The sequence below is a fragment of the Pristimantibacillus sp. PTI5 genome, from assembly GCF_048572955.1.
In the GTDB taxonomy this organism is placed as follows: domain Bacteria; phylum Bacillota; class Bacilli; order Paenibacillales; family Paenibacillaceae; genus Pristimantibacillus.
This window is the reverse complement of sequence record NZ_CP183886.1, coordinates 912,178-929,122: the sequence shown is the minus strand read 5'-3', so window position 1 is coordinate 929,122 and position 16,945 is coordinate 912,178. Positions and strand designations below refer to the sequence as shown.

Sequence of the window (16,945 nt, the reverse complement as noted above, 5' to 3'; positions counted from 1 at the left end):
TTTTTAACATAAGTATAACATAATTGATCAAAATGTTTAACTTGCTCGTACCAAATCGGTGCAGCGCCCATCATGGAGGAGGCGGTTGTCATGTCGACGGCCAAACAGTCGCAATCGCAATTTTACGATTCTCAAACCTTTTACGATGAAATGTTCGACAAGGACCTTTCGGTACGGGCCCACTATGACAAGGTTCATCGTTTGTTTGGGAGAATGAAGCCGGCAGAGCTTGCGGTCCGTCAAAATGCGATTAATCAAAGAATGATGGAAGAGGGCATTACGTTCACGCTGTACAGCGGAGCCCAGAATGAACCCCTCGAGCGAACGATTCCTTTCGATTACATCCCGCGCGTTATTCCCAAGCATGAGTGGGAAGGCGTGGACCGCGGCGTAAGACAGCGGATTCGTGCTCTAAACGCTTTCCTCTATGATGTGTATCATGGACAACGGATCGTTTCCGACGGCATTATCCCTCGGCGCATGATCGTATCCAATACTTATTTCAGGCCTGAAATGGCTGGTCTACAAGTTCCGTGCGGTGTATATATTACAGCATCGGGCATTGATTTGATTCGTGATGAAAAAGGCCGTTATTATGTGCTTGAGGACAATTTACGTTCGCCATCAGGTTTTTCTTATCTGTTTAAGGGAAGAACGTTAATGAATGAATTGTTTCATGATTTATATTTATCCAGCTCCGTACAAAGCATTGACCGCAGCTTGAACTGCTTCTTAAGCTCGCTCCGCGCGCTTTCTCCAAACGGCAAACGGGATCCTTTGATCGTCTTGCTAACGCCAGGCGCTTATAATTCTGCTTATTACGAGCATACTTTTTTGGCTCAGCAAATGGGTATTCACCTCGTTGAAGGCAGAGACCTTGTCTACAAAGACCACAAGATTTTTTTGCGGGATCTGCGGGGACTACGTCAGGTAGACGTGATTTACCGGCGTATCGACGATGATTTCCTTGACCCGCTAGCCTTCCAGCCTGATTCCTTCCTCGGTGTTCCTGGTCTTATGAATGCTTATCGGGCGGGAAATGTCGCGATAGCCAATGCGCCGGGTACGGGAGTGGCAGACGATAAAGCGGTTTACGCGTATGTTCCGGACATGATTCGTTACTACTTGGGCGAAGAGCCTCTCCTTCATAACGTTCCTACGTACATTTTATCGCGTAAGGAAGAGCGCGAATACGTACTTGATCATTTGGATCAGCTCGTTGTGAAGGAGACATCGCTTTCGGGCGGCTATGGGATGCTGATTGGGCCCGCCGCTACCTCGAAGGAGCTGCAAACCTTCGCCGAAGCAATCAAACGCGAGCCGGGGCGTTATATCGCTCAGACGACGATGAAGCTTTCACGCGCGCCGGTCATGGTGAATGGCAGCATGACGCCGCGTCACATTGATCTGCGGGCTTTTGCATTGATGGGTGAGGATACGCATGTCATTCCGGGAGGTTTAACGCGGGTTGCGATGACAGAGGGTTCGCTTGTCGTTAATTCTTCGCAAGGCGGCGGCGTCAAGGATACGTGGGTCCTTAATCGATAAATATGGAGGGAATGCGATGCTGAACCGGAATGCAGAGGCATTATTTTGGATTGGCCGTTACATGGAGCGTGCCGAGAACCATGCTAGATTGATCGATGTTCACTATCATCTTCAAGGAGATGAAGCCGCCGCAGGCATCGATGATAAACCCGAAGAAGAAGCTGCGGAGCCAATATTAAAATGGGCAAGAATCGTGGACGCACTGGGCAGCCGCGAGGACTTCGAGCAGCAATACGGCAGCTATAACGAACGGGATGTGCTTTTCTATACGACGCTGGACCGGGATAATTCGAACTCCCTAGTCTCTTGCGTCAGCCATGCTCGCGGCAACTTGCGCACGCTTCGAGAGAAGGTGCCTAGCGAAATGTGGGATGTGACGAATGCATTCTATCTATGGCTGAGGGAGAAGCAGCCGGATGATTTGCTTCGCGAATCCCCGCATTTATTTTTCATGCGAATCAAGGAATGGACCGCATTGTTCCAAGGGGTCAGCCAATCGGTCATGCCAAGGGAAAACGAATGGCATTTCATTGAATGCGGGCGATACCTGGAGCGATCGGAAAATACGCTGCGAATTATTAAAGCGGTAGGCAACGCAGCAAGCAACGAAGGCTGGAACAGCGCAAGCGCCTATCCGTATTTGCAGGCTGTCCTGCGTTCCGTCAGCGGCTACCAGGCATTCCGCCGTTATTATGCGGACGGGATATCCGTTGAATCCATCGTTGAATTTGTCGTGCTGAACAGCGCCTTTCCGCGTTCCCTTCATTTCGCGCTTCATACGCTGGATGATCATATGCGGCATATCGAGCTGCAGGATAAACAGCTGCGTACGGCACATGAGAGAGTCATTCGCCAAGTAGGCAAAGTAAAAGCGGATTTGGCATGCCTGGAGCGGGAAGACATGGTCATTGATCGAGGCGGCATGATCGTGGCTCATTTGCTAGATGCCTGCCAGCAGCTGGGGATGGCGTTCGCCAAAACCTTTTTTCGCATGGGGGAGGCAAGCGCATGAAGCTGAGTATTTCACATGTGACCCAATACGAATACGCGGAAGCGGTAACGGACAGTGTCAATGAGATCAGGCTTACGCCGAGTACGAATGAACGGCAATCCTGCTACCAGCAGGCGATATCCATCGAGCCGAATGCTTCATTGTTTACTTACGAGGATTATTTCGGAAACCGGGTGCATGCCTTCTCGGTAAACGGTCCACATAAAAAACTTACGATACGAACATCCATGACGGTCGTAACGAAGCAGGCGCCTACCTCCGAGGAGAGAGCCCAATACTTAAGCAAGCGTTCGCCGGAGCAGGCATGGAGTTGGCTAAGAACGGACGCAGCAGCTGACCGGTTTACCGAATTTCTGCTGACGACTGAATATACCGCAGTCACGAACGAGGTAGAACAATTTGCGAATGAAATCCCGGATAAGGATGAGAACGGCCTCATCAGCGTGCTGGACTGGCTGAGCGCGTTATCTGCCAAGATTAGAACGGAATTCATTTACGACCCGGAAGCAACGGACGTAAAAACAAAAACCTCGGAAATGTTTCTCAGCAAACGAGGGGTTTGCCAGGATTTTGCCCATTTGATGATTGCAGGCTGCAGAGCTTTCCATATTCCTTCCCGCTATGTGAGCGGCTATCATTTTGTAGGCGATTTGCAAGGCGGAAGCGCGGATTTCGAGCAAGCCTCCCATGCTTGGGTAGAGGCCTTTGTGCCTGGTCTCGGCTGGTGCAGCTTCGATCCGACGAATGCCGATCCTGTAGGAGAGCGGTATGTGAAGCTCGGTCACGGACGGGATTATAAAGATATCGTGCCGGTCAAAGGGGTTTATAGAGGTACAGGCGAGCAGGTGCTGCATGTATCGGTCGATGTTAGAAATGTAGAGGATTAACCAGATGAATAGACAAGGATAAAAGGAACAGCGGCCGCTCCAGCAGCATACGGTCGACTGTTCTTTTTTGTGGGCTTTACTGAAATATAGACATTTCCATGTATGAATAATGGGCAGAAGCAAACCTTATAAGCATCAAGCAGGAGGTGCTTAAGCGTGTTGAAATCATTTAAGCCTGTCGTTACTTCATTTATGGTTGTGATATTGGGCTGCTCATTGGCGGCATGCGGACAAAACCATACGGTGAACGAAAATGCGATGCGGGCAAAAAATAATAGGAATCGGTTGGAGTCCAAATCATTGCCTAACGGTCTGGACTTATCGCATAGCGCCAAGCAGTTGGCGAATCGCGCGGATCAGGTCACTGGCGTGAACAAAGCAACGGTCGTCCTGCATCAAAAAGAGGCGCTCGTTGGCTTGGATGTATCCGATATGGGAAAAAGAGCGATTATTGAGAAACAGGTTTACGCGGCTTTAAAAGGCCAATATCCCGTGTATAACATCCATGTAACCGCAGAGCGGGGGATACACGATAAGATCGGGAAACTGGATAACGGCTTGACGAATGGACATCCTATAAAAACCTTTGTCCATGATGTAGCTGACATCATACGCGATATTGGCGATGGGGTAACCGAGCCTTCCAGATAAAAAATACGAGCCGGCAGCTTCTTCGGGAGCTGCCGGCCTTTACATACGCTTTCGTTAATGCTTTAATGCTTTTTCTTAAGCTGCTCTTTGAATAGCTGGAAGATCGTAGTGAATCCAAGCCATAAAGCAATGCTTATCCCAGAAATGGTTAGAACAAAAGCAAGATGCTCAAAAACCGAGTATCCCTGCAGCTTGCCCCAGTCAATGTCCCCTTTTAGATCCTCGATAACCTGATTCATTCCGTAAATTCCGCTAATTACCGTGTAGACCGTTAGGATAAGCAGCAAATAGTTACTGCGCTTCGCCGTGAAATTTTCTTGGTATTTATACAAATCCGCGAGCGTATGTTTTACATCGTCATAAAGATCAATGTTACCGAAATGGCGGCGAAGTTGGATGAAAATCTCTTTTCCCTGTGATTGGGAGACGACTTCATTAAAGTAATATTTGGCTGAGAAAGTAGTAATCGACCGAATCAGCTCTTCAATTTTATCCTGATTTTTATCCAGCCTAACCTGAGAGTATTGATTGGACAATTTCAGGAGCACGATTTTATGGAACAGATTAATCAAAAGGGCATAGTAGTATTCACCGTACATATGATTCGCGAGCTGTGTTCTGATAATTTCATCTTCATTCGTGACGCAAACAAACGATGTTTCGTGCGTGATGTAAAAGGTGTTGGGAGCCCAGCGGTCATAAGAATGCTCATCAAGGTAACGGTTGATATATTCCATGCTGGATGAGCTGATATAGGGCTGATCGTATTTGTCGACGCCGTCGATTTGAGAGGCGCGGAACAAGTCTGCCTGCGTCATATCGCTTTTATTTTTAAAAGCAAATAGACCTTGCACGTACATACGTTCATCCACGAAAAAAGGATGTTTAGCAAAATAAGTCCCCTCGAGCTCATCGGAATTCAAGTAGGGAATCATCCCCGGAACAAGCACCTCGAATAAAAAATCTTCGACGTCATCGAACGCCTTCTTTTCCGATCCCCACCTTGCCGCTTTATCTTGGCTGTTCATATCCTGCAGCACCCTGAAGCGTTTCGCGAACTCCAATGCATCCGTAAAAGTGATATCGCTGCAGGGAATTTCGATTCGTATAGTAATAAAACCAAGATCGAAAGGACAGAGGAACACATCGGTTGATTGTACGATGAAATCAAAATTTCGATATTCAGATTTGAAGCTGCAATGAAGCTTCATCGATTTGGAAAAACGGTGCAGGCCAGCTTGTTTCTCGGAATGCGGAAACAGCATGTTATTGGTGAAGGGCAAATAATAACGCTCCATATTCAAATGAGACACCCGGTAGGGTTCGCCGTAATATTCCGTTTCTAATTCAGTTTTCTTCAAGGAAAACCGGGTGTAGCCATCGTCTTGAAGCTGGGCTTGAAGCTTATCCTGGCAATTCTTATTTAATGAGAATGGAAAAATAAATTGGAATAATGCAGCATCAAGCTGCTTCTCCTCTATGACAGGCTCTAACATCTTAAATTCCTCCTAAATCGCGTAAATCAACGTAAAGGATAATAAACGCTTCTATCGTATTTTAAACCCGAATTCGGTCAGGCATCATCTATCCCTGCCACATAATATAGGATCTTCAAGGCAAGGCTATAGCGGAAAGCAAGGCGGTTGCTGAATTAAAAGAGTAGGAGGATGAACGCAAGTGAATGGCGAGAAAATATTGGAAGAAATAAAAAGCCGGTCGGTAAAGCTCGAAAGCGCGGATGATCTGGACGTGATCGTTCAAGCGGTCGGAGATGCTGATTTTGTGCTGCTGGGAGAAGCCTCGCACGGCACCTCCGAATTTTATACGCTGCGTGCGGAATTATCGAAACGTTTGATCCTGGAAAAAGGCTTCTCCTTCATTGCCGTGGAAGGGGACTGGCCCTCTTGTTACACGTTGAACCGTTACATTAAGCAATACCCGGACGCTGACGCAAACGCTAGAGAAGCCCTTCGTGATTTCAATCGCTGGCCGACGTGGATGTGGGCGAATAACGAAGTGATGGATTTGACGGAATGGCTGTATGATTTTAACAAGACTCGATCGGATGAAAAAAAGATTGGCTTTTATGGGATTGATGTATACAGTCTATGGGAGTCCATGGATGAAATACTCAGCCATCTGAAGAGAACGGGATCACCGGAATTGGAAGCGGCGCAAAGGGCGTTTGAATGTTTTGATCCACACAACCGCGATCCGCAAAAGTACGGGGTTTCGGCAGCTTTCTTATCTGAAGGCTGCGAGGAGGAGGTGGTTCATCTTTTGAAAGAGCTTCAGGCCAAAAGACAGCTAAGCAGGGGAGAAGATGAATCGGCTCTGAGCGATGAATTGAATGCCTTGGTTGCGGTGAATGCTGAACGGTATTACCATTCCATGGTTCAAGGCGGACCGGATTCCTGGAACGTTCGGGACCGGCATATGGTGGAGGCGCTTAATCGCATTAAAGCCTTTCATGGAAAGGATGCCAAAGTCATTGTGTGGGAACACAATACGCATGTTGGCGATGCTAGAGCCACGGATATGAAAGCCGACGGGATGGTGAACGTCGGCCAATTGCTCCGTGAGCAGTACGGCGATGATCGGATCTATATTGTGGGATTCGGCACGCACCGCGGAACCGTGATTGCAGCCGACCATTGGGGCGGAGAAATAAAAACGATGAACGTACCGGAGGCTCAGCAGGGCAGCTGGGAAGATTTGCTGCATAAGGCAGGGGCCTACGACAAGCTTCTGGTGTTTGACCATAACCTTGCGTTATTCGATGAGCCGCTGGGGCATCGGGCTATCGGTGTCGTATACAATCCTAGGCGCGAACGCGGAAATTATGTCCCGTCGAAGATGGCCGAGCGATATGATGCATTTGTTTATGTGGACGAATCGCATGCCCTCTCTCCTCTAAAGCAGGAGATTTATCACTATTAAAACCGTAAAGATTCTGAGATAAGCGAAACAGGGTGCCCTATAGGAGCACCCTGTTTATGATCATTCAGCTAATTAACCGATGAAATCAACATCTAGAAATGATTTATACAAACTTCCGGCTCGTTTTCTTCCCATCGCAGCTAAATACGATCTTTTTATCTTCAACGAATGTCTCCAAATGCACGTTTTTCCCCCAAAGCTGAACGACATGCGGCAGCGTACGCTCCACATATTTGAGATCAAGCTCCATGCCCTCGTATTCATGGATCAGGTAGAGCTCACCAACACGGTTGAAGTCCCCATCCTTAACCATTAAGCCTGGAAAACCGCCGTTAACTTTGGAATAGACGAGCTGATCGCGAATGTTCTCCCAAGACTTATCGGTAATCTTCCATTCCGGCCCCTTTTTCTCGAAAATATAGAGATCGAGGTCGTTCACTAAGTCCTTCGTCAAATAATTGCGGAGGAAGGAGATGTCGGAATCCAGCTCGCGCACCTCGAACATTTTCTCCCTGCCCTTCCCGGGAACGCGGCCAAAACGCCTTTGTTCTTCCGGGGTTGGGTTATCGAAGCGCCGCTCGATATCCTCGAAAATTTTGAGCCCCAAATAGTAAGGATTCAGGCTGTGCCGGGACGGCTGGACGACGGAGGAGTTTAGCTTGGCAAACTCGATCGTCTCGTCGCTCGTCAGATCGAGCTCGCGGATGATGCGCTGATGCCAGTAGGAAGCCCAGCCTTCGTTGAGCTAAGGTGCTTTTTGAGTTGAATCTGCACGTTAAAATGAAATGACACAATAAATATTTCTGGTTTACGACTTAATAAGTCGGTCTACGGTAATATATTATCTATTCTTTATCTGGAACATTTAGTATAATTGAAGAGCAGTTTTTAACCAAATAAATACATGGGTTGTGATGAATTGAAGGTTATATCTCTTGAGTTTTTGGAAAAAAATACAGTATGGAATCTTCCGAAAATTGAGTTTGATGAACTTACTCTGTTAGTAGGAGCTTCTGGAGTTGGTAAAACAAAAATTTTAAAAGCACTCAATAATTTACGTCGATTAGCTCTAGATAAATCAATAAATAAGCGTGCGGATTTATTCAAATGGTCTTTGGAGTTTTTTGAAGGTGGTAATTTCTATAAATGGTCTGGAGAAACAGAAAAACCAGAAGAGTCAGTTTATTATTTGTCTGATGAATTATCTGATGCTGAAACAATTAATAAGCCAATAATTACTTTCGAAAGATTAGTGAAGTTTAACCTTGAAAAAACAGTAGAGACAGTAATATTTAATCGTATTAACTCTGAAGTCCAGTATGAGGGCGAAAAAGTTCCTAAGGTTTCACCTACTAAAAGTTGTATAAGTATTTTTTCTGAAGATGAATTGCTAATACCAGTAAAAAAAGCTTTTCAACAACTATACTTTTTTGATTTTGAAGTTGATAAAAGAGAAAGCTTCGGATTAAAACTTAACTTGAAGAAAACGGAAATCAAAGAATTGGATAAATATGATAATAATACAAAGCAAAAAGCTTTGGAAACAGTTAAAGAAATAAATGCACCAATAATGGCTAAATTAACCGTTGTTTACGAAATATTCCCAGAATTCTTTGAAAGAATTAAGGAAGATTATATAGGGATATTTAATAGAGTGGAAGACATTAGATTTTTTAGGCATGGTGCAGATAATGATGATGAAAACTATGAATTACAAATTAAAGAATTTGGGAGTGAATGGATTTCATTTAGAGATATGTCGTCGGGGATGTTAAAGTCATTATTGTACTTAGCGTATATATATCTAACTCCTAATAACAGTGTCATCATAATTGATGAATTTGAAAATAGTTTAGGTGTTAATTGTATTGATATCCTTACTTTAAATACTATCAATGATTCAGGCATGCAATTTATCCTAACTAGTCATCATCCGTATATAATTAATAAAATCTCGATGGATTATTGGAAGATAGTTAGTAGAGAAGGGAATAAAGTTATTGTTAGAGACTGTTCTTTTTATGATCTTGGTAAATCTAAACATGAGGCGTTCAAACAACTTCTTAATCTAACAGCCTTTTCAGAAGGGCGTGAAGATTATTGAACTTTTATATGTTAGTTGAAGGTAAATCAGAAAAAACAATATACCCTGCTTGGTTGAATCATTTATTACCTGAGATCAAAAGAGTCAATTCTCCCCAAGCAGTTCAATCAAATAATTACTATTTATTTAGCTCTGAAGGATACCCTAGTGTTTTAAATGACATTCCAAATGCGGTTAGTGATATCAAAGAAATCAATAAATTTGATTATTTCATAATCGCGGTAGATGCGGATGAATTAGAAGTTGAGGAAAGAAGAAAAGAAGTTTATGATGTAATAAATGAGATTGGTAATCTGGATGGATTGAATATCCAGATAATCATTCAAAACAGATGTATCGAAACATGGTGTCTAGGGAATATGAGAATTTTTCCAAGACATCCAAGTACAAATGAATTTATGTTATGCAATCAGCATTATAGGGTCCTTTCTGATGATCCAGAGTTAATGGATAGAGATAAAAACGTTACTCAGAAGACTACAAAAGCACAATATCATGAGTATTACCTGAACAAGATGTTAAAAGAAAGAAATCTTAATTACTCTAAAGGAAGTGGGACGAGGGCTGTTCAACCTCCTTATTATCTTGAGGAATTAATTCACCGTGTAGAAACGACAGATCATATTAAATCTTTTAAAGAATTCATTTTATTCATTAGGGGAATATCAGAATTAATTAAATCTAGATTACATGTTGCGACTGGAGAAGAAGCTAATCAAAATAATTAAGAATAAGGTAGATACTAATAAAGATTCAATCCCTAACCTTCTGATTTATGGGAGTTATACATATCAATGATCTGAATATTTCAAAGAATTCATTAATTTCTTATTTTCATTTAGTTATACGTTTCGAAATTATATATCTGTCGACATCTATTAATTTTGATAGATAGTAACGTATATATTTATTCTGATTTCTCTTGTATCGCTTATTGGTACATGTTCCCTTGTTTTTGTTTGTGGAATAGCGGTAAACACGGTAGCGCTAATTTGCTGAACAGCAGTTATTCATTTCAACAGCCTCTCAGCAGATGGGTGCTTGATTGTGCTCGCGAAGAATTGCTATGCTTATTTATTTTGGTTAACACTTTATCCAGATATCTTTATCGATTATGTCAGGTAGACAATCATCAATCATGATTTATTCTCTTTCAATTTTCATTTTTATTACTGGAATCTGTACGATTCCATATAAATGTTCCCTTATAGGCAAAGCTGGTCAGCATCAGTTTAACAGAGCCGAATAGATCATACCTTAATGTGTCTTGAAGGGATTACTTCTTCGTTTAATTCCTAGGCAATAGCATAGTGCCCTTGACCAGCATTTAAATAGGTATCAAATATTAGCAAGTCTTTTTTTCTGTAGATATTGTAAAACTGCATAATTTATATAATATCTTTTGTGAAGCTGGGTGTTGCTTTTATGTGACTATCGCAGCTTCTTTTTTGTTCATCAGACCATTCTCTTTCCCGAAGCTTCGATGGTTGAAGCTGTTAGGCATGCCATAAGCACTAAAGGTATAAATGATATCTGACGGGCAAATTTTATATCGTATGGAGTAGAAGTCAAGCCCAAATCCAATAGTGATTTCCGTAATTTCATCAATAGTATATTCCATTGTCTTCATACCCGAGGTTTTCATTGTTGGGTCCCCTATCAGAATTTGTGGGTTAGGTGAAACCCTGTAATAATCGGGTAATACTGATGATAATGAATGAGTAAAAATAGCAACGATCCGCTTGATCATGTTACAATTACATTAATATGATACGTAAAATCAGAAGGAGGTCGAACATCATGTCAAATCCGGATGAGAAGAAAAACCACACCTATCAAGATTGGCTGACCTGGGACGGAACGTGGGAGTTAATTAACGGCAAAGCCTATAATATGTCGCCGGCTCCGACCTCGTTGCATCAATTTATTGTTGGTGAGCTTCATTTCGCTCTGAGGACATTCTTTCAGAATCGGAGCTGCTATGTGTTCGTTGCTCCATTTGATGTGTTCTTCAGCGAGAGTGAAGATTATCATTCACCTGATCACGTTACACAGCCCGATCTTTCGGTCGTTTGCTCGAAGGACCAGATATCCAAGAATGGCTGTCACGGTGCGCCGACCATAATCATTGAAGTGCTGTCACCATCAACTGCACTAAAGGACTTTAATGAGAAGTTCAACTTATATCAGAAGTATGGGGTTCAGGAATATTGGATTGTCGATCCTGGCAATCGAACGGTTCATGTGTATGCAGTGCAGGATGGCAGTTACCAGGTACGTCATTTGTATACGGAGCAGGAAACGATACAATCGATCGTATTTAAAGAATTGCAAGTACCCATGAACAGGCTTTTCAGTCTGGAATAACAAATACAATCAACATGTGAAATAAAATAGGGTGCCCTATAGGAGCACCCTGTTTATGATCATTCAGCTAATTAACCGATGAAATCAACATCTAGAAATGATTTATACAAACTTCCGGCTCGTTTTCTTCCCATCGCAGCTAAACACGATCTTTTTATCTTCAACGAATGTCTCCAAATGCACGTTTTTCCCCCAAAGCTGAACGACATGCGGCAGCGTACGCTCCACATATTTGAGATCAAGCTCCATGCCCTCGTATTCATGGATCAGGTAGAGCTCACCAACACGGTTGAAGTCCCCATCCTTAACCATTAAGCTTGGAAAACCGCCGTTAACTTTGGAATAGACGAGCTGATCGCGAATGTTCTCCCAAGACTTATCGGTAATCTTCCATTCCGGCCCCTTTTTCTCGAAAATATAGAGATCGAGGTCGTTCACTAAGTCCTTCGTCAAATAATTGCGGAGGAAGGAGATGTCGGAATCCAGCTCGCGCACCTCGAACATTTTCTCCCTGCCCTTCCCGGGAACGCGGCCAAAACGCCTTTGTTCTTCCGGGGTTGGGTTATCGAAGCGCCGCTCGATATCCTCGAAAATTTTGAGCCCCAAATAGTAAGGATTCAGGCTGTGCCGGGACGGCTGGACGACGGAGGAGTTCAGCTTGGCAAACTCGATCGTCTCGTCGCTCGTCAGATCGAGCTCGCGGATGATGCGCTGATGCCAGTAGGAAGCCCAGCCTTCGTTCATGATTTTAGTCTCGATTTGCGGCCAGAAATAGAGCATCTCGTCGCGCAGCATGGACAAAATATCGCGCTGCCAGTCTTGAAGCGCCGGTGAATACTCCTCGATGAACCAGACGACATCCTTCTCCGGCCGCGGCGGGAATCGTTTGGCATCGGCGGCCTGGGATTGAGCGGCAGAAGCGGCGGCAGCCGTTCGATCGGGATCGAGATTCCATAGGTCGTCATACTGGGAAGCAGGAATGTTCCACTCAGAACGCTCGCTGTCCTTCTGAACCATCTCAATGTAGCGCTTCTTATCAAGCTGGTATGGCTTAATAAGCGTCGGGTCGACATGCTCTTGAATCGCAAGGATCGCATCGATAAATTTCTCGACGGCTTCGGTACCGTAATCCATTTCATATTGTTGGATACGCTCAGCGGTAGCGGACATGCTCTCGACCATATTGCGGTTGGTCACGCCGAAGCGGGCATTGTTCTTGAAAAAATCGCAGTGGGCGAGCACATGCGCGACGATGAGTTTGTTTTGGATTAAGGAGTTGCCGTCGAGAAGGAAGGCGTAGCAGGGATTGGAGTTGATGACGAGCTCATAGATTTTGCTTAAGCCAAAGTCGTATTGCATCTTCATTTTGTTGAAGGTTTTGCCGAAGCTCCAGTGGCTGAAACGGGTCGGCATGCCGTATGCGCCAAACGTATAAATGATATCCGCAGGACAAATCTCGTAGCGCATCTGGTAAAAGTCGAGCCCAAACCCTTGCGCTATTTCGGTTATTTCATCGATGGATCGCTCCAGCGCGCGAATCTCATCCTGTTTCATCCGTCATCCCTCCGCACTCGTAAATACGATTCATACCATGTTTATGAAAGAATGGCCAAGGTTATGACGATGGCAGCTTAAACGGTTTAACTGTAAATTTTTTCATGTTATTTTAAGGTTTGTTTCAGATTGCTCTCAGATACTTACATTACAATGCGTAGTGTGAATGTGCGAATGAGCTTGAGCACAGACGCCATCCGCGAAAAAATCCAGGAGGGAACGAGATGAAAAACAAAAAGATAGCCATGCTGGCAGCTATAATGATTATCGTGATTGGTGGTGTTCTCTATTATGTTTATGATCGGTTAACCGGCAATCATGTAGAAATCGAAAGTGTCATTGCGGAAGCTCCTGCAGAAGACAACAGTGGGGTCATATCCGGAAATGCAGGAAATGCAGACAACACGGCGACATCGGCAGATAACGGCGCGGAGGACTCAGGTGACGCAGCAGACGTAGACGGGACATGGACGATCGGCAGCGATTCAAAGGTTTATTTCTCGGTAACAACCTCTAGGGATACCGTCAATTACGAGATTAATAAGGTAACGGGCTCATGGGAGCTGAATTCCTCCGATCCTGCTCAAACGAAAGCAGAAGGTACCGTAGACGTGATGAGTATGGATTCTGGAAATGCGCAGCGGGACAAGCATATTTCGGAGGCGGAATACTTAGATACAACCCAATTTCCGAATGCTGAATTTAAGGCAACCTCCTTTGAGGGATTGCCGACAGCATGGAAATCCGGCGAGGTCTACGATGTAAGTATTACAGGAGAGCTTACGGTTAAGGGAATTACGAAGGAAGTTGCATTTACGGGTAAAACAACATACGATCAAGACTCATTGAAGCTTGAAGCAAGCACAGTCGTGACCTTTGGTGATTTTGGCATGAAAAATCCGCATACGGTCGTTATGGAAACGGAAAATAATCTAACCGTCGAGCTAAGGCTTTTACTTAACAAATAAAACAGTTTTCTGAAACAAAAGGCTCATTGCTAAGCAATCTGAACATATGTCTATAAAATAAAAAACCTTTGCAGAACCGCCAGCTTGGGGTAACATCTCCGAGCGAGGCTGGTTTTTCAAAGGTTTTTTTCATTTAGTTTTATGTCGTACATCGCCTGGTCGGCGTCGCTGATTAGGTCTTTTAGGCTGTTGGTTGTCCCCTGCATGGAACTGATGCCAATGCTTGCGGAAATACGGATGGTTTGTCCGCTAATTGTAAAAGGCTCTTTGAACGAATCCTTTATTTTGCCGGCTACGAATTCGATATCCTGATTTTCGACCAAATGCTGAAAGCAAATAACGAATTCATCTCCGCCGTACCTTACGAGAATATCGGTTTTACGGACGTTCTGTTTAAGTCTTGCAGAGATTTGAAGCAGCAGCAGATCTCCGAAATCATGTCCGAAAGAATCATTAACCTCTTTAAAGTCGTCGATATCTATAAACATTACGCTGAACTGCTTGTCCGAGCCGTTAAAGTACAAATGGGACAAATAACGCCGGTTGTATAATCCGGTTAAGCTATCGGTGACGCTTGCATTTTCGAGTTCCAAAATATAAGCAACAAAAACAGCCGTGGATTCGAGGAAACCGAGCTGCCTTTCATCTAAATGAATGGGCTCGCTGTTTAACGCGCAAATGGCGCCGATCGATTGGCCGTCATCTGTTTTTATAGAAATGCCGGCCAACGAACTTTTTCCAAACTGCTGGGTGGCCGGTAAAGAGGCAGTGCGCTCGTCGTCGAGTGTGTTAGGTATGATGAGTAGGGGAACGGATTGCTTCGCAATGAGGCTGCCGTAGCTTTGTAACAAGGGCAGGATGGGATTGCTTTGCGTCAAATTCTCTTGATGGTTAAATGCCCGGACGATTCTGCTGCCTTGTCCATCGTTAGTTGTGATGAATAGGGTGTCTACTTGTAGAAAGTGCTTCAAGGTGTCGATGATATGGTCGGCTGCATCTTCTAGTGAGCGTGAAGGACTGCTCATGTATCTCAACTCCTGCCGTAGTGTTGAAACCAGGGTTTACCTAATAGTTCCATAGTAGTCTAAAATGAGGAGTAACTCAAGGAACAAATGATGAAAAATGGGATTAATGAACTATATATTTTTCCGAGTGATACTTTGTGATCAGAATTTTCATAAAAGCAAATGTTTACAAAAGTTGAATTTACATATATATAAATTCATATGCACCAAAATTAATACTTGAATTAATTACGAACCTGTAGTTAAATAATATTATGAATTCATATTAATGATTGACTAACTAATTAATGAAACTATTAATTGATGTGAGGTGGATGATCATGGCAGACAAAGCAACAATGATCGTGGATAAGGATTTCCAAGTTGGAGAAGTAGATAAACGCATATACGGTTCATTCATAGAACATCTGGGGCGTGCGGTTTATGGAGGCATTTACGAGGCTGACCATCCGCAAGCAGACGAGCAGGGGTTCCGTTCCGACGTACTCGAGCTTGTAAAAGGGCTAGACGTTCCGATCGTCCGTTATCCTGGAGGCAATTTTGTATCCGGTTACAATTGGGAGGATGGCGTCGGCCCGGTTGACCAACGCCCGAAAAGGCTTGAGCTGGCATGGAGAACGGTCGAGCCGAACTGGATCGGCTTCAATGAGTTTATGGATTGGTGCAAAAAGGCGAATACTGATGCTATGATGGCCGTTAATCTGGGTACTCGCGGCATTGATGACGCGCGTAACTTGATTGAGTATTCCAATCATAAGTCAGGCTCCTATTGGAGCGATCTGCGTATCCAGCATGGTTACAAGGACCCGCATAACGTAAAAACCTGGTGTCTGGGCAACGAAATGGACGGACCGTGGCAAATTGGCCATAAAACGTCGGTAGAATATGGCCGTCTTGCTAACGAAACAGGTAAAGCGATGCGTTGGGTCGATCCGACCATCGAGCTGATCGCATGCGGAAGCTCTCATATCGGTATGCCTACATTCCCGGAATGGGAATCTACGGTGCTTGATCTGGCTTATGATACTGTAGATTATGTGTCTATTCATCAGTATTACGGTAACCCGCATAACGATACGCAAAACTTCCTTGCGCAATCCATGAGCATGGACTCTTACATTAACACGGTAATCTCAACCTGTGATTTTGTGCAAGCGAAGAAACGCGGCAAGAAAAAAATCAATCTGTCCTTCGATGAATGGAATGTATGGTTCCACTCCCATTCACAGGATAAAAAACTTGATCCTTGGCAAATTGCTCCTCCGCAGCTTGAAGATGTGTATAATCATGAGGATGCGCTTGTGGTTGGCTGTATGCTGATCAGCATGCTGAAGCGTGCTGACCGCGTGAAAATGGCTTGTATCGCGCAGCTGGTTAATGTTATTGCTCCGATCATGACGCAAAACGGCGGTCCTGCTTGGAAGCAAACGATCTATTATCCGTACATGCACGCAAGCATTTTCGGCCGTGGAACGGTTCTTGTGCCGCTTGTGAAATCGCCTAAGCATGATACAAAGGATTTCACGGATGTTCCTTACCTGGAGACGGTAGCCGTGCATAACGAAGAGAAAGAGGAAGTGACGATTTTTGCGGTTAACCGCAATATCGACGAAGCGCTGCCTTTCGAAATCGATCTTCGCAGCTTCGGCGCTTTCCGGATTATCGAGCATATCGTGCTTGAGCATGAGGATCTGAAAATGACAAACACGGCAGATGCGCCTAACCGCGTAGAGCCGCATACAGCAGGGAATGCTTCGCTTGCTGACGGCGGAAAAATTCAAGCGACGCTTGGCAAAGCATCGTGGAACGTTATCCGCATTAAGCTTTCATAAAAAAAAGAACGGGGTATCCGGAAGCCGATAATACGGCTTTTGGGATGCCCTTCTCTT

The 16,945-nt window shown here is 44.4% G+C and carries 13 protein-coding genes and 2 pseudogenes; 10 read left to right on the top strand and 5 right to left on the bottom strand.

The features are described from left to right. Nucleotides 1-90 precede the first annotated feature (90 nt). From ACN6MW_RS04430 to ACN6MW_RS04415, 4 genes are all read left to right on the top strand, one after another. A complete protein-coding gene (locus tag ACN6MW_RS04430; protein WP_419874391.1) occupies nucleotides 91-1,548 on the top strand; it encodes a circularly permuted type 2 ATP-grasp protein in 1,458 nt (485 codons plus the stop codon). Nucleotides 1,549-1,564: 16 nt separating this feature from the next. Continuing rightward, a complete protein-coding gene (locus ACN6MW_RS04425; protein ID WP_419874390.1) occupies nucleotides 1,565-2,560 on the top strand; it encodes an alpha-E domain-containing protein in 996 nt (331 codons plus the stop codon). Further along, nucleotides 2,557-3,447, top strand: coding sequence for a transglutaminase family protein (locus ACN6MW_RS04420; RefSeq protein ID WP_364147174.1), 891 nt, complete (start codon nucleotides 2,557-2,559; stop codon nucleotides 3,445-3,447). Before ACN6MW_RS04425 ends, ACN6MW_RS04420 begins: the two co-directional genes overlap by 4 nt. A gap of 156 nt (nucleotides 3,448-3,603) precedes the next feature. Further along, nucleotides 3,604-4,098 carry a YhcN/YlaJ family sporulation lipoprotein gene (locus ACN6MW_RS04415; protein ID WP_419874389.1) on the top strand — a complete coding sequence of 165 codons (495 nt, stop codon included), beginning with the start codon at nucleotides 3,604-3,606 and terminating at the stop codon, nucleotides 4,096-4,098. Nucleotides 4,099-4,160: 62 nt separating this feature from the next. Here the strand turns inward: ACN6MW_RS04415 and ACN6MW_RS04410 are convergent, their stop codons facing one another. Further along, on the bottom strand, nucleotides 4,161-5,594 hold the full coding sequence (locus ACN6MW_RS04410) for a hypothetical protein (RefSeq protein WP_419874388.1): 1,434 nt from the start codon (nucleotides 5,592-5,594) through the stop codon (nucleotides 4,161-4,163). 181 nt (nucleotides 5,595-5,775) lie between these two features. On the opposite strand from ACN6MW_RS04410, the gene ACN6MW_RS04405 reads away from it, so the two are divergent. Beyond that, nucleotides 5,776-7,038, top strand: coding sequence for an erythromycin esterase family protein (locus ACN6MW_RS04405; RefSeq protein ID WP_419874387.1), 1,263 nt, complete (start codon nucleotides 5,776-5,778; stop codon nucleotides 7,036-7,038). A 103-nt stretch (nucleotides 7,039-7,141) separates the two neighbouring features. Here ACN6MW_RS04405 and ACN6MW_RS04400 read toward each other — a convergent pair. Continuing rightward, a pseudogene (locus ACN6MW_RS04400) lies at nucleotides 7,142-7,783 on the bottom strand (SpoVR family protein); the annotation flags it as partial. A gap of 174 nt (nucleotides 7,784-7,957) precedes the next feature. On the opposite strand from ACN6MW_RS04400, the gene ACN6MW_RS04395 reads away from it, so the two are divergent. Further along, on the top strand, nucleotides 7,958-9,142 hold the full coding sequence (locus tag ACN6MW_RS04395; RefSeq protein ID WP_419874386.1) for an AAA family ATPase: 1,185 nt from the start codon (nucleotides 7,958-7,960) through the stop codon (nucleotides 9,140-9,142). Beyond that, on the top strand, nucleotides 9,139-9,870 hold the full coding sequence (locus ACN6MW_RS04390; protein ID WP_419874385.1) for a hypothetical protein: 732 nt from the start codon (nucleotides 9,139-9,141) through the stop codon (nucleotides 9,868-9,870). The genes ACN6MW_RS04395 and ACN6MW_RS04390 overlap by 4 nt, the downstream gene beginning before the upstream one ends. A gap of 737 nt (nucleotides 9,871-10,607) precedes the next feature. Here ACN6MW_RS04390 and ACN6MW_RS04385 read toward each other — a convergent pair. After that, nucleotides 10,608-10,787: pseudogene (locus ACN6MW_RS04385) on the bottom strand (SpoVR family protein); the annotation flags it as partial. A 155-nt stretch (nucleotides 10,788-10,942) separates the two neighbouring features. On the opposite strand from ACN6MW_RS04385, the gene ACN6MW_RS04380 reads away from it, so the two are divergent. Next, nucleotides 10,943-11,509: a Uma2 family endonuclease gene (locus ACN6MW_RS04380; RefSeq protein WP_419874384.1), complete on the top strand. Its 567-nt coding sequence runs from the start codon at nucleotides 10,943-10,945 to the stop codon at nucleotides 11,507-11,509. 102 nt (nucleotides 11,510-11,611) lie between these two features. On the opposite strand, the gene ACN6MW_RS04375 is transcribed toward ACN6MW_RS04380, so the two are convergent. Beyond that, nucleotides 11,612-13,063: a SpoVR family protein gene (locus tag ACN6MW_RS04375; protein WP_364147186.1), complete on the bottom strand. Its 1,452-nt coding sequence runs from the start codon at nucleotides 13,061-13,063 to the stop codon at nucleotides 11,612-11,614. A 224-nt stretch (nucleotides 13,064-13,287) separates the two neighbouring features. Here ACN6MW_RS04375 and ACN6MW_RS04370 point away from each other — a divergent pair, with 224 nt between their 5' ends. Then, on the top strand, nucleotides 13,288-14,031 hold the full coding sequence (locus ACN6MW_RS04370; protein WP_419874383.1) for a YceI family protein: 744 nt from the start codon (nucleotides 13,288-13,290) through the stop codon (nucleotides 14,029-14,031). Nucleotides 14,032-14,147: 116 nt separating this feature from the next. On the opposite strand, the gene ACN6MW_RS04365 is transcribed toward ACN6MW_RS04370, so the two are convergent. Further along, on the bottom strand, nucleotides 14,148-15,056 hold the full coding sequence (locus ACN6MW_RS04365) for a sensor domain-containing diguanylate cyclase (protein ID WP_419874382.1): 909 nt from the start codon (nucleotides 15,054-15,056) through the stop codon (nucleotides 14,148-14,150). Between the two features lie 320 nt (nucleotides 15,057-15,376). Between ACN6MW_RS04365 and ACN6MW_RS04360 the strand changes: the two genes are divergently transcribed. Next, nucleotides 15,377-16,888, top strand: a complete 1,512-nt coding sequence (locus ACN6MW_RS04360; protein ID WP_419874381.1) for an alpha-N-arabinofuranosidase — start codon at nucleotides 15,377-15,379, stop codon at nucleotides 16,886-16,888. The last annotated feature ends 57 nt before the right edge of the window (nucleotides 16,889-16,945 follow it).